This window comes from Paenibacillus sp. ISL-20, from assembly GCF_018613005.1.
In the GTDB taxonomy this organism is placed as follows: Bacteria; Bacillota; Bacilli; order Paenibacillales; family Paenibacillaceae; genus Paenibacillus_AQ.
Genome location: NZ_JAGGRD010000019.1, coordinates 29,674 through 42,892, shown reverse-complemented (window position 1 = coordinate 42,892; position 13,219 = coordinate 29,674). Strand labels below are relative to the sequence as shown.

Here is a 13,219-nt window from a genome sequence, read left to right as displayed (position 1 = left end):
TCCCTCGCTTTTCAATTTGTGATTGAAGCGTGTTTAAGAAAACCCGAGGAGTAGGCGCTTGACTGCCCCCCGGGCATAAGAAGCCCAATGAATGTTAGAGGTGCATGTGGGTATAGGAGAAGAAGGTGGGGCTTTGACATGGTCGGACTGATTCGGGGTGGTATCGGATTTGCTTTATGACTCTTATGGAATATCATTTCCCTCCTTTCCGTGGCGCGCTTCAAGAAGTGAATGACAGCGCTTACCTAACAACGTATCAAGAATGCAAGCATAGGTCTTGTGTTAATCCTATAAGCGCTTGGCGTTTTTGCATAATGGAAGATTCATTGACGTTTATACCCTCCCGAGGGTGTAAAAATAGGGCCGTGGAGACTGGAGTCCATCTTTGTATGATTTGCTCCACCCATCGCCTTGACGGGAATATCGTGCTTAGCAGATAGTGTCTGACACAATTCGGGTATACAAGGAGGAACGGGTTTACTGGGGAATCATATTTTTCTTCAGCTGCCGGATGGCATATAATCTAAAGAACGAACGGTTCCGAATCGACCCTATACAGATAAAACAGGAGTGGGATAAATGACACTGAATGAGCTTAGAGAGCATCGCCAATACCCGGAGCAAACGAAGTCGGATGCTTCACGCGCGGTATACGAGCGGGATTATTCGCGCCTGATCCATTCGCCGACGTTCCGCAGGCTGCAAGGAAAATCACAGGTATTCGGTGCTGGCACCGGCGATTACTACCGGACGCGCTTAACGCATTCGCTCGAGGTGGCGCAGATTGCGCGCGAAGCGGCACGGAGTTTGAGCCGCCATTATCCCGAAGTGATGCCGGATCAGGCGGAGAACGCCGGGCTGATGATTGATCCCGAGGTGGTGGAATGCGCGGCGATCGCCCATGATTTTGGGCATCCTCCATTCGGCCATAAGGGCGAAGAGGTGCTGCAGGGCATTCTGGAGAAGCTCATTGACCGCAGAACCGAGAAGGAGCTGACGCGTCAGCCGGGTACGCCGACGCCGGAGCGGGCTGCCGAGGTACAGCAGGCGATGCGGCGGAAATATGAGCATTTTGAAGGGAATGCGCACAATTTTCGGCTGATCATGTTTTTGGAGAAAAGAGAGAATGTCAACGGACTCAATCTGTCCGATGCGGTGCTGCTTGGCATCAATAAATATCCGTTCTCCGGGTTGGATAATCATAAAGGGATGTACCGGCATGAATGGGAATACATCTCCCAGATTCGGAAGGAGTGGCAAATTCCCGGCACGCATCGAACGCTCGAAGCGCAGCTGATGGATCTTTGCGATGACATCGCCTATTCCGCGCATGATCTGGAGGATGGCATCAAAGCCGGGAAGATCGAGGTGCATGAACACTTTTTGCGAGATAGTCACCTGAACAAACTGATCGTGCAGAAGATCATGACGCTGGAAGACGAGGTATGGAAGGGATGGACCAAAGAGCAGATTCATCCGAAGGTGGAAACGGTGCTGGATGAGTTTCTGAAAATCTGGAACGAGAAAATGCCGACCTGCGAGAATGACTATTCCCGTACCCGGCGGGAGGTCAAGGCCTACTGGGTCAGCCTGTTTGTAGGCAGCTTAGGCGTGATTACGAACGGAGATTGGAAAAAGGTGACGTTTGTCAAAGACGGCGTGGAAGACGAGGATATGCTGCGTACGGTCAGCGTCCTGAAGAGTTTCGCCTGGGTGACTATGATTCGCGACCTGCGGGTTCAGCGCCTGCAAAAACGCAGCGAATGGATCATCAAGCGCTTGTGGGATGCTTTTCTGGATCCTGTTGCCTCAACGGCGATCATTCCGTCCGACTGGCTTCAGCGCTATGAGGCGGATCAGAAGCGGGCCCAGCCGATCTGGACGTGGGAGCATATGGTGATTGATTATATCGCAGGGATGACGGACGCTTTTGCCGAGAAAATCTATAACGAGTTATATGGACTCAAGGTAGGTTCGATCTATGATTTGGATTAGTAACGGAGGAAAAAGCCAATTGAAACTGAGCGTGCTTGATCTGGTTCCGCGTTTGGGAGAGAGCTCGTTCGAAGAGGCCTTGCAGCAAGCGGTGATACTGGCACAAAAAGTGGAAGCATGGGGCTACGGGCGCTACTGGGCGGCAGAGCACCATGATCTGGAGCATCTGTCCTGTGCATCGCCTGAGATTTTGCTGGCCCATATCGGCGCCAGAACAACGCGCATCCGGCTCGGCTCTGGGGCCGTGCTGCTGCCCCACTACAGCCCGCTGAAGGTGGCGGAGAATTTCCGTATGCTGGCAGCGCTGTATCCCGGACGCATCGATCTCGGGATCGGGCGGGCGCCGGGAGGTTCAGCCCATACGAGTTTGGCGCTTAGCGGAAATTTCCTGGGTCATGTGGCGGATTTGCCGCAGCGGATTCGGGCTTTGACCGAACTGCTGGAGGATCGGTATCGCTATGAAGACGTGCCGGTAGCAGCGAAACCGGTCCCCGCAACTCCGCCCGTGATGTGGATGCTCGGCACGAACACGAAGAGTGCGGGGTATGCGGCCGAATTCGGGACGGGCTATGTATTCGGACAGTTTATGAGCGATACGGACGGGGCGGAAGTTCTCCAAGCTTATAGGGAAGCTTTTCTGCCAAGCGCTCATTTGCAGGAACCGTGCGCGATGGTGGCGGTAAGCGTGGTTTGCGCGGAGACGGAGGAACAGGCAAAGAAGCTTGCAACGCAAATTCCCCGACGAGGGCAGCGCACGATGCCCACGGACCCGTCTGGTTCCGATTCGTCAGACCCATCCCAGCGGCTTATCATCGGCACGTCTGCAAGTATACGAAACAGACTGCAGCATATGGCAGAACAGTATCGGTGTGACGAGTTCTTGATCGTCACGCCGGTGAGCGATTATAATGCGCGGCTGGAATCCTATCGGCTGTTAATGGAGCAGTAGTGACTGCTGCACATATATAATAGAAGAGAGACGAAAAAAATGATAAATACGAACGAGTATGACATTACCTTTGCTCCGTCTTCCACAAGCGGTGAGCCATCGTTTTTTTACACTTATGCCTGTCATGAAACGGAGCGAGAGCTGTGCTTGATGGAGCTGACGGAGCTGTTCGGTCATGAGCCTGACGGTGAGGATTGGCTGGAAAGCGAGTTATGGGTTGATCCGGATCGGAGCCCGTTCTTATCGGCCTGCATCAATGTCAGGATAACTGGAGAATCCATCGAACGAATCGCCGAGCAAGCAGGCAGGATTCACCTTAATAATGCGACCTTCAAAGTTGTCTGCCTCAAGGCGGGGGATCGATTCAGTTATGAACAATCACGCGGATATGAACGGACGGTAGGCCGCCAAATTACAGGAACCGCACAGATGAAAGCTCCGGATATCACGCTCGGTATGATGTCCACAGGCGGCATCTGGAGATTGGGAATTCTTCATGAACCTGAACGTGCATGGCTGAATCATAAACAGAAGCCGCAAAATTACTCTACAGGCCTCAGCTCGCGGATCGCGAGGGCACTGGTCAACCTGGCAGTTCCTCGGTTAAGCGAAGTGACGCTCCTGGATCCCTGCTGTGGTATGGGGAATGTTTTGATCGAGGCGTTGTCGATGGGAATCGCGGCCGAGGGTCATGACATCAATCCGCTTGCCATTCGGGGATCGAGGGTGAATCTGAGACACTACGGTTATGATGATAACAAAGTTGCCATTCAGGATATGAATACATTGGAAGGGCATTATGATGCCGCGATCCTGGACCTGCCGTATAATGTGTGTTCCGTTTTCCCGGAGGAAGAGAAGTTGCAGATGCTGCATAGCTTACGTCGGTTGTCAGATCGAGCTGTCATCGTCAGCACAGAGCCATTACGCGAGCAACTGATGAATACGGGCTGGAAGGTCCTGCGTCATTGCACGACCCGCAAGGGGAGTTTTGTAAGGGATATTTGGTTGTGCGAATAATGGGGCATATTATCTATTCCGCAGGATCATAACGATATTTCTCTAAATCAATGATGCCTTTGGGATTGACGACAACGCCTTCGTCCTGGAGGTACAGCTCCTGCATGAGCCTGGATTCATCGTCCTTGATGGCGATCTCTCCTTTTGCGTTGACGACCCGGTGCCACGGCAGCTTGTGAATGTGACTGAGGGTGTGAAGTATTCTGACGACCTGACGGGCGCCCCTTGGGCTACCAGCGAGTCTGGCCACTTGTCCATACGTCATGACATATCCTTCCGGAATGCTCCGGATCACTTCAATTACACGTTCCGTATACGGCTGCATCGATTCTCTCTCCCATTGCGTATAAAAGTAGTAAAAAATAAAAAGGGGCGTCCCGGAAGGTGTGAAAATGAAAACCTCGGGACGTTCCTTTTGTTGTATGGATCTGTGGTCTTTGTTGCAAGATCCCTGGCTCCTTTGAGAGCAGGATAAAAAGTTGTACTTAAAAACTTGTTACCTGGTCTTAGTACGACTTGCTATAGTCGATTACATTTCGGGACAGCGGCTTACCGCTTACATAGCTCTGTAAATTTTCCAGGAAAATATCCACGGCACGCTCGCTGTAGCGATCCGTATCGCCCGCCATGTGAGGGGTCATGATGACGTTGTCCAAGTTCCACAGCGGATGGTCTGACGGAAGCGGCTCTTCCTCGAAGACATCCAGTCCCGCACCTGCCAAGGCTCCGGATTGAAGTGCCTGAATCATGTCATCCGTTACCACGGTCTGACCGCGGCCTACGTTAACGAAGAAGGCAGAGTCCTTCATCGCCGAGAATCTTGCCTCGTTGAACAGTCCACGGGTATCATCGGTGAGCGGGAGGATGTTCACGATATAATCTCCTTCCGCCAGTGCTTCATCGAGCTGATCGACCTTATACATCGCTTCCACATAAGGATCGAACTTGCCGGAATGACGGACCCCGACGGTCCGCATGCCGAACGCTTGGGCCACGCGCGCCGTATGACTGCCGATCTTGCCGACGCCGACAATGACAATGGTTTTGCCTGCCAATTCCGTGAACGTGCCGGACGTATCCCATTTGTTGTTCGATTGCTGTCGAATGGCGAGATGAAGGTTGCGCGTGAAGGCCAGAATCATCGCAAAAATATGCTCCGTAATCGGAACGCTATGTACGCCGCTGGCATTGGTAAGCTGAATGCCCTTTTCTTCGAGCTCTTTGAGCGGCATTTTATCCACACCGGCTGACCATGCTTGAATCCATTTCAGTTTGCTGTCCGCAGACAATATATCCTCCTGTATGGAGCGTGACCAGCCGATCATGATTTCGGCATCCTGAACGATGCTTGGCGTAAGCTCTTTCGCTTTTGTGACCAGCAGCTCGTAGTCGGGGGCGATATCCTTGATTTTTTGCTGTTGTTCGGTGGTTAAGTCGTGTATGGCAACGATTTTCGGCATGGTGCTACCTCCTAAGGAATGTGATATAAACCAGAATAAAAGCGTAACGCTCTTTGGGAACATATTATCAGAAATCATAACTTTGCGCATGGACGAACTATCGAGATTGGTAAATTTGTACATGAATTATTGTCCGTTTTATGGTAAATTGAAGCTTCATCATATTTTTAGGCGAATTTGATGTACCCTCATACTATTTTCAGGTAATATTGCTCAAACTATAAACGAACCATGAAAACATGGTGCTTATAGCAGCCGGTGGCTGCTTAGGATAAAAGAGGATTGGAAGGAAGTGTCTTAGTTGAGCCATTCGGCTGAGGGAGCTATGGATCGTTTATTTGTTGCCGTACATCTGCCTTCCGAGGTGTCTTCCCGGATTCAGGATTGGACGGAAACATTGAGGGAGCAAGTGAATTTCAAAAAATGGGTTCATCCGCAAGATTACCACATTACCTTACAGTTTCTAGGCGATACGCCGTCAAATCGCATAGCGGAGCTCACAGCGGCGCTGCAGGAAGTCGCCAAGGAGCATAAGCCCTTCAGGCTTGGCCTTTATGATGCCGGCGTGTTCGGGGCAAGCGCCTCGCCAAGAATTTTATGGGCGGGAGTCGGCGGGGATTTGAATGCTCTGTCTCTGCTTCAGCAATCGATGGTATCGAGGATGGAGGCTTTCGGATTTGTGCCGGAGGAGCGACCGTTTCGTCCGCATATTACGATTGGCCGGAAATTTCAAGGATATCAAAAATTTTCATTGGATGTTATCGGAACAGGACCCAAACCCATCCAGTGGGATGTGCAGCAACTTGTTCTTTTTCGAACAAATTTGCATGCAAGTCCGATGTACGAAACAGTAGGTGTGGCGCGGCTTTCGACATTTTTCTGAAATTGAAAATAGAATGTTCATAAAATTACCATGTTTTCAACGCCTAAAAATGTGGTTACATAGTGTAGGAATGTGCCGACATCATAGGAGGAAAAATATGACTATCAAAGTGCTACGGCAAAATCGCTGGGTTGCGCTGCTCATCGGAGCGCTCTTTGTGAGTTTGTCTCTTATAAGTTTACTTGGAATGCAGAAAAAGACAACGAAAGGGGAAGAACAGCAGCAGGATATGCCGAAGTTTGTGATGGCTGCACCGGCTCCTGTAAATGACCCTGATCTCTTCGTAAAAGAGGCGAGTACCAAGCAGGATAGGGAACCTGTCAATAATTTGTCTTCAATTGTTTTCCAAGAGTGGAATAAGCCGGGGAGCAAGAGTCATGCTTTTTCAAGCGCAAAAGGCATAGGTTTGGCTGAAAACGGATATTGGAACTCGCAACAAGCATTGAAGACTGCAGATGAGAAAAAGAAACCAGCGAAATCTCAGACTGCGGACGGGAAACCGGCAAAACAAAAGGGGACGCATGTCGTCAAATCTCAGACTGAAAGCTTATCACCCCCCACAACTTTATTCTTCACAAGAACAAATACGTTAACCCAGGGTCAGAAAGCCAAAGCGACCTGGACCTATGATTTGTCAGCTGAAGAACTGCTTCTGCTCCAGAAGATTGTCATGGCAGAGGCGGAAGGCGAACCGTACGAAGGCAAAGTAGCAGTTGCTAACGTTGTCTTAAACCGGCTGCGGTCAGCTAATTTTCCCGATACGATTACCGATGTCATCTATCAAAAACACCAATTTAGTCCTGTAGCGAACGGGCGTCTTAAACGTGTCAATCCGAACAAAGAGACGATTAAATCCGTGAATGCGGCACTTCATGGTCAAAAAGAGGTAAAGGACGATACGTACTTCTTCCTGTCTTTGAAGCTGGCTCAGGACCTGACGGTACATCATTCAAGAACGTTCGTTAAAAAAATAGGAAATCACTCTTTTTACAAGTAGTGCCTGTATGGGTAAACTATGATGTAGGAGGTGTGTTTAAGCATGAATATTACGTATTACGGCCATTCTAGCATTTTGGTGGAAGAAGGCGGAGTTCGTGTGATCATCGATCCGCTGCTATCAGGGAATCCAGGCTCAGGCATCGAGCCCAAAGACGTAAAGGTGGATGCGGTTGTGTTGACGCATGGCCACTCCGATCATTTTGGCGATTGCATCGAGATTGCGAAGCAGAATGATTGCCCGATTATCGCAGTCTATGAACTCGCCGTGTATTGCGGCAGCCTGGGTGCCAAATCCCATGGGATGAACATCGGCGGAAGCGCGCAATTCGATGGCTTTAAGGTGAAGTTTACCCCAGCCTTTCATTCTTCATCCATTTCGGTAGGGGACACCTGGATCTATGCAGGGCAGCCTGGCGGCGTCATTCTGACGATGGGCAGCAAAACGTTCTATCATGCAGGCGATACGAGTTTATTTGGCGATATGCGCTTAATCGGAGAGATGAACCAAATTGATGCAGCTGCGCTGCCAATTGGAGATTTATTGACGATGGGGCCACAGGACGCCCTGCTGGCCGCACAGTGGATTCGCGCGAAGCATGTCATCCCAGTCCATTATGACACGTTCCCGGGCATTAAACAGGACGCTGGGGCCTTTTGCGGCGAACTAGCCAAAACAGGCATTCAGGGTCATCCATTAAAGGCTGGAGAAACGCTGGAAATATAGATGGATTGTTCATGGAAAAAAGCTTCCCTGTCACGAAGACAGGGAAGCTTTTTTTGGGGGTAAAAGTTCAAAAGCGGGAATTATAGAACATGCTATAGATATTAGGGCTGGTCCGCCAACAGTTTGACGGGATCTTCATGATTACCGGGCATATGTCCTTCGGTCAGCAATCCCATCACCTGGCTGGCACAGTGGTCGGGCTCCAGATGCGGTATGCGTCGCTCGCCTGCTCCGTTACGTTTCTTACTTACCTGATCATAATGATCGGACAGCAGGTTCAGCCATTTGTCGATCACGGCAGGAGAATCCAAAATTTCCGCATAGCCTTCGCTGACAAAGAAATGGGAATTCACTTCTTCCTGTCCCGGAATAGGCTCATAGAACAGCATAGGAATTCCCTTGGCAGCTCCCTCTGTACATGTCATCCCGCCTGGCTTCGTAATGAGCAAATCGGACACTTCCATAAGTTTATGTATATCGTCACGATAACCGAGAACATGAATGTTGGGATGCTGAAAGATCGGGTCTTCGCGCATGCTGGCAACGAGCTTCCCGTTCTGTCCCATACAGAAGACCAGCTGGATATCATCGGCCCTGCTGGCCAGCTTGCTGAGCAGCTCCTTGTTGAATACGAGACCCCATCCGCCCCCCATAATCAGCACGGTTGGCATGTTCTTTAGTCGAAGCTCGGCTTGAAGTGCCTCTTGATTGCCCCTTTCCCAGAACTTGGGATGCACCGGAATACCGGTCACATGAATGTATTCGGGCTGAATGTCCCGCAGCAGCAGTAACTGTTTCACATGAGGTGTTGATACGAGATATTCATCCACTTCCGAATTGACCCAGGTGCCATGGGCATCATAGTCGGTAATCAGCGTATAGAGCGGAACCTCAAGCCCCTGACGCTTCAGGCGGGAGACCACAGCGTTAGGAAAGGGGTGGGTACATATGATGAGATCCGGTTTCAGCTGCTCAATGACCTGCTGGGCCTGCGCATAGAATATACGGTGCAGTGCGAGCCGCGTAAGACGGTTTAACGATTTCTTATATTGCGAACGGTACAGCATGCCGACAAGGCGCGGGCGGGTGCTGACGGTTTTTCGATAAGCGGATAAAATTAACGGCCCCACGGTTGGATTTAAAAAATTGCCGAGCTCAATGACACGGCAGTGGATGCCGGGATTCATCCGTTGTATACCTTCAGCCAGCGCATACGCTGCTTGCGTATGTCCTGTGCCGAAACCCTCGGAAAAGAGGAGCACTCTTGTATATCGCATGGTTTCACCTACTTCTTTCTCCCTCTATCTTACAAAACAGGAATCATTTTTTGAAGAGCGGCGCGAAAAAAAAGAGTATGCATCATAAGTATACGCGCGAAAGGGAAAAGCATTTCAATTATTTTACGGCCGGGAGTTAGAGTGTACCCTTACATTAGACGTCAGGATCGGATTTGAACCCTGCATATAAAATATTAAAAAATTTAACGAAAAGATATTGCAATGCATCCGATTATCTGGTAAAGTGATTTTTGACCGAATGACCGAAAAAGTATTCTGGTCAATTTTGAAATGAAGGCCAATTTAAAAGATCAAGAAGGAGGGGTAAGCATGTCAGCTGTGGACCGTCGGAAGCAGGTGCTAGATGCTGCCTCCAAGTCGTTTGCTTTGTTCGGATATAAAGCGACGACGATGGAACAGGTGGCGAAGATTGCGAATGTAGGGAAAGGTACGATTTACACGTTTTTCACGAATAAGGATGAACTGTTTGACGAGATTTTGCTGTCGGCCATTATGGAGATGAAACGTATTGCCGAGCGCGAGATCCAGAAGGACAGAGATTTCTTCGACAATCTGTATCGGGTGCTGGATGCGCTGCTTGAATTCCGAAGCGAGCATGAGCTGTTCATTAAGCTATCGCAAGAAGTGCGGGATATCGGCACGCCGAAGGCGCATGAAGGGTTGACGAAGGTGGAGAACGGAATCGTCGGGTATCTCGAGGGGATTGTGGAGCAGGCCATATCGATCGGTGAGCTCAAGCCCCTGGATGCTCAAGTGGTATCCTTCGTGATGCTGAAGCTGTATGTTGCGCTCACGACGGACTTTAATCAGCTTCACAAGGCGCTGAGCAAGGAACAGATCAAGGAATATATGATGGTGTTCCTGGCTGACGGGTTGAAGGCCACTTCATAAGAAGGATGCATGAACCTCCTTCGTGATGAGGAAGGCGGACTCTCTAGGCTTGAGGGATCGTCTTCCTTGCCAGGGACCGTTTTTTTTGGCCTGAATTGACTAGATGAGGATATTGGTCATTTTGTACTAGAATGTGATCTGCGAGAATGCAGATTCATGTCGGCTGGTTATCTAGAGAAAAAAAGGAGAGAGACTGGATGAAGTCATTATCTGTATTTGGAAAAGATCTTGGCGCTGCTGTTCGGAATAAAAAGATACTGATTCCGATCATCGCGGTGCTGTTCATACCGGTCATGTACAGCGGTATGTTTCTCGGGGCCTTTTGGGACCCGTACGGAAAGATGGAGGATTTGCCCGTTGCGGTCGTCAATAATGACCAGGGTGCTGTTTTTGAAGAAAAGACGCTTCATGCTGGCGAGGATTTGGTTGCCGAGCTGAAGAAGGGAAAAGATTTTAATTGGCAATTCGTTGATCGGCAAGAAGCTGAGCAAGGCATGAAGGATAACAAATACTACATGACCATCAGCATTCCCGAGAATTTTTCACAGCAGGCGACAACTTTAATGGATGAACATCCGCAGCCTGCGCAAATCGTGTTTGAGCCGAATGAAGGGTACAACTTCCTGGCAGCTCAGATCGGTGGATCTGCAGTGAAGCAGATTCAGGCCAAGGTGTCCGCGAAAGTGACGGAAGCCTATACGGAAACCCTGTTCGATCAAGTAGCCAAAGTATCCGATGGCTTGAGCGAAGCGGGAGACGGCGCGACCAAGATATCCGAAGGTGCCGTGAAGCTGGATGATGGCGCAGTGAAGCTGAAAGAAAACCTGGCTAAACTCGTCAGTGGCACACAGGAGCTTCAGGATGGAATCGCACCTTTGACCAAAGGCGTGCAGGAACTGAATAACGGTGCAGGCAAGTTGAACACAGGAGCGGGCACCCTCGCTTCCGGCTTGGATCAGCTTAAAGCGGGTCACAGCCAGCTGCAAGCGGGAGCTGAGGAAGCGAGCAAGGGTGGTGCCAAGCTGCAAGCGGGGATTGAATCTGCCGCAGCCGGCAGTACCACTCTGAATAACGGCTTGCAAGCCAACCAGGCAGGGGCTTCCCAGCTTGCGGCAGGCGCGAAAAGCGCTCATGAAGGCAGCAGCAGTCTGAAAGCCGGACTGAATCAATCGCTGGAGGCTACTGCTTCCTTGGAGCAAGGCGCCAAGGCCGTTGCAGAAGGGTTGAAGAAGCTGGCTGAAAGCAATCCGGAGCTGGAGCAAAGTCCGGAGGTTCAGCAGCTGCTGGCTGTAAGCCAATCCGTTGCCACTGGCACAAGCGGGCTGAATGCCGGCCAGAAACAGCTGGCACAAGGCGCATCCGAGCTGAATCAAGGCACGCTGCAGCTGCAGGAAGGCGCTGGCAAGCTGAGCGCAGGAGCGAACCAGCTGGCTGAAGGCGGCAAACAGCTCGCAGCTGGCGGTCAAGAGCTGCTGGCTGGTGCCAAACAGCTGAACGCCGGCCAAAAGCAATTGGCTGACGGCATGAAGCTGTTCGGCACGAAGCTGAGCGAAGCGGCAGCTGGTGGTAAACAGCTCGCAAGCGGCGCAGCGACCCTTTCGCAAGGGACGCAGCAGCTAGCTGGAGGAGCAGGTAAGCTCGGAAGTGGTGTTACAACGCTTGCCGACGGTTCTAAAAAGCTGGATTCCGGAGCTGGTGAGCTGGTAAACGGAATGAATGAATTGAAGGAAGGCAGCGGAGAGCTTGCAGGCAAGCTGAACGAGGCTGCCGACAAGACAGGCGATATCAAAACAACCGATGAAACGGTCACTATGTTTGCCGGTCCGGTACAGGTTGAAGAGCACAAAGTGAACGAAGTGCCGAACTACGGTACGGGATTCGCACCATACTTCCTGTCGCTCGGTTTGTTTGTCGGAGCCCTGCTCTGTACAATTATTATGCCAATCCGCAGTGCATCGGTACCGAATGCATCGGGCTGGAACCGGTTTGTCAGCCGTACGCTCTCCTTTGCCGGTATGGGATTGATTCAAGCGCTGCTGGCAGCGGTCGTCATGCTGTACGGATTGAAGCTTGAGGTACAGAGCGTTCCGCTCTTCTATCTCTTCTCCATCATTACAAGCTTGTCGTTCATGTTCCTGGTGCAAATGTTCGTAACATGGCTGGATCAGCCTGGACGCTTCGTCGTCATCGTTATCCTGATCCTCCAATTGACAACAAGCGCAGGCACGTTCCCGGTAGAGCTGATTCCGAACTGGATGAAAGCATTGAATCCGCTTCTGCCGATGACTTACAGCGTAAAAGGATACAAGGACGTCATTTCCACAGGAAGCTTCGACGGCATGTGGGCCAATGTGGGTGTACTGGCCGGATTCGGTCTCGTATTCCTGGCACTGACCGCTGTGTACTTCCTGGCTACTCGAAACAGCAAGAAAGCAGCAGACACCGATACAGCGTTGACTGCATAAGTAAGATAGCTATTATATGAAGGAAGAGGACTTCCCCGAAGATCGAACAGATCTCGGGGAAGTCTTTTTTTTGAAGAGGTGTTGGGAGCGGGAGGGTATTTAAAAGAAGAAAAGCCGCCTTTCGAATAAGAAGGTGAAGGGTGAATCTGAGCGGATGGTTGTGTGGAAATGAGAGAAGGTGAACAAAACCGCCTGTTCGGAATGTTTTATTTGCATGTTTTTTTGCACTATTCTACATAAATTTTAACAGTGTCTTGTGTTAACTCTCATAAAAACAATTCTTATCAAATTCATAAAAACTTTGAATTGCCTGCACTGTATGACGGTGCTAAAATATATAGAACTAATAAATCTTACGTGTTAGGTAAATGTTACCCCTTGCCGCTTTTGCACAATACTGCATCGCCTCGTGACAGTGTGTTCACTGCAGGAGAGGATTGATGTCCAACCTTTAAGAGGTTGTTCAAAAAAGTCCGCTTTTGATCACGAAGTGAATCAGGAAGCCACTCGGCATCGAATCTTGAATTCAGCCGGG

General features: G+C 50.3%; 11 protein-coding genes. 8 read left to right on the top strand and 3 right to left on the bottom strand.

The annotated features are described in order from the left end of the window. The first annotated feature begins 579 nt into the window (after positions 1-579). Genes J7E85_RS11240 through J7E85_RS11230 form a run of 3 tightly spaced genes read left to right on the top strand, consistent with a single transcriptional unit; the run spans position 580 to position 3,964 of the window. A complete protein-coding gene (locus tag J7E85_RS11240) occupies positions 580-1,995 on the top strand; it encodes a deoxyguanosinetriphosphate triphosphohydrolase family protein (protein ID WP_215157820.1) in 1,416 nt (471 codons plus the stop codon). Next, the gene (locus J7E85_RS11235; protein ID WP_215157818.1) at positions 1,982-2,944 is read left to right on the top strand and encodes an LLM class flavin-dependent oxidoreductase; all 963 of its coding nucleotides are present in this window, start codon (positions 1,982-1,984) and stop codon (positions 2,942-2,944) included. Before J7E85_RS11240 ends, J7E85_RS11235 begins: the two co-directional genes overlap by 14 nt. 39 nt (positions 2,945-2,983) lie before the next feature. Then, entirely contained in the window at positions 2,984-3,964 is a 981-nt protein-coding gene (locus J7E85_RS11230) for a TRM11 family SAM-dependent methyltransferase (protein ID WP_215157816.1), read from the top strand. A gap of 13 nt (positions 3,965-3,977) precedes the next feature. On the opposite strand, the gene J7E85_RS11225 is transcribed toward J7E85_RS11230, so the two are convergent. Continuing rightward, complete coding sequence (locus J7E85_RS11225) at positions 3,978-4,289, bottom strand: MGMT family protein (RefSeq protein WP_098748782.1); 312 nt, start codon at positions 4,287-4,289, stop codon at positions 3,978-3,980. 181 nt (positions 4,290-4,470) lie between these two features. Beyond that, positions 4,471-5,424, bottom strand: a complete 954-nt coding sequence (locus J7E85_RS11220; protein ID WP_215157814.1) for a D-2-hydroxyacid dehydrogenase — start codon at positions 5,422-5,424, stop codon at positions 4,471-4,473. Between the two features lie 301 nt (positions 5,425-5,725). Here J7E85_RS11220 and thpR point away from each other — a divergent pair, with 301 nt between their 5' ends. From thpR to J7E85_RS11205, 3 genes are all read left to right on the top strand, one after another. Beyond that, positions 5,726-6,307 carry an RNA 2',3'-cyclic phosphodiesterase gene (thpR, locus tag J7E85_RS11215; protein ID WP_215157812.1) on the top strand — a complete coding sequence of 194 codons (582 nt, stop codon included), beginning with the start codon at positions 5,726-5,728 and terminating at the stop codon, positions 6,305-6,307. Between the two features lie 97 nt (positions 6,308-6,404). Beyond that, the gene (locus J7E85_RS11210; RefSeq protein ID WP_215157810.1) at positions 6,405-7,304 is read left to right on the top strand and encodes a cell wall hydrolase; all 900 of its coding nucleotides are present in this window, start codon (positions 6,405-6,407) and stop codon (positions 7,302-7,304) included. A gap of 42 nt (positions 7,305-7,346) precedes the next feature. Further along, on the top strand, positions 7,347-8,030 hold the full coding sequence (locus J7E85_RS11205; RefSeq protein ID WP_098748779.1) for a metal-dependent hydrolase: 684 nt from the start codon (positions 7,347-7,349) through the stop codon (positions 8,028-8,030). Between the two features lie 101 nt (positions 8,031-8,131). Here J7E85_RS11205 and J7E85_RS11200 read toward each other — a convergent pair whose 3' ends face one another. After that, positions 8,132-9,307 carry an MGDG synthase family glycosyltransferase gene (locus J7E85_RS11200; RefSeq protein ID WP_215157809.1) on the bottom strand — a complete coding sequence of 392 codons (1,176 nt, stop codon included), beginning with the start codon at positions 9,305-9,307 and terminating at the stop codon, positions 8,132-8,134. 330 nt (positions 9,308-9,637) lie between these two features. Here J7E85_RS11200 and J7E85_RS11195 point away from each other — a divergent pair, with 330 nt between their 5' ends. After that, positions 9,638-10,219, top strand: a complete 582-nt coding sequence (locus J7E85_RS11195; protein WP_215157807.1) for a TetR/AcrR family transcriptional regulator — start codon at positions 9,638-9,640, stop codon at positions 10,217-10,219. Between the two features lie 197 nt (positions 10,220-10,416). Continuing rightward, positions 10,417-12,684 (top strand): YhgE/Pip family protein, encoded by a 2,268-nt coding sequence (locus J7E85_RS11190; RefSeq protein WP_215157805.1) that lies wholly within the window; start codon positions 10,417-10,419, stop codon positions 12,682-12,684. Positions 12,685-13,219: the final 535 nt, after the last annotated feature.

Excerpts from the sequence above, each read along its gene's own strand:
- J7E85_RS11220 (WP_215157814.1), bottom strand. The coding sequence starts at position 5,424 with ATGCCGAAAATCGTTGCCATACACGACTTAACCACCGAACAACAGCAA.
- J7E85_RS11195 (WP_215157807.1), top strand. The coding sequence starts at position 9,638 with ATGTCAGCTGTGGACCGTCGGAAGCAGGTGCTAGATGCTGCCTCCAAG.
- J7E85_RS11240 (WP_215157820.1), top strand. The coding sequence starts at position 580 with ATGACACTGAATGAGCTTAGAGAGCATCGCCAATACCCGGAGCAAACG.
- J7E85_RS11225 (WP_098748782.1), bottom strand. The coding sequence starts at position 4,289 with ATGCAGCCGTATACGGAACGTGTAATTGAAGTGATCCGGAGCATTCCG.
- J7E85_RS11190 (WP_215157805.1), top strand. The coding sequence starts at position 10,417 with ATGAAGTCATTATCTGTATTTGGAAAAGATCTTGGCGCTGCTGTTCGG.
- J7E85_RS11230 (WP_215157816.1), top strand. The coding sequence starts at position 2,984 with ATGATAAATACGAACGAGTATGACATTACCTTTGCTCCGTCTTCCACA.
- J7E85_RS11235 (WP_215157818.1), top strand. The coding sequence starts at position 1,982 with ATGATTTGGATTAGTAACGGAGGAAAAAGCCAATTGAAACTGAGCGTG.
- J7E85_RS11210 (WP_215157810.1), top strand. The coding sequence starts at position 6,405 with ATGACTATCAAAGTGCTACGGCAAAATCGCTGGGTTGCGCTGCTCATC.
- J7E85_RS11205 (WP_098748779.1), top strand. The coding sequence starts at position 7,347 with ATGAATATTACGTATTACGGCCATTCTAGCATTTTGGTGGAAGAAGGC.
- J7E85_RS11200 (WP_215157809.1), bottom strand. The coding sequence starts at position 9,307 with ATGCGATATACAAGAGTGCTCCTCTTTTCCGAGGGTTTCGGCACAGGA.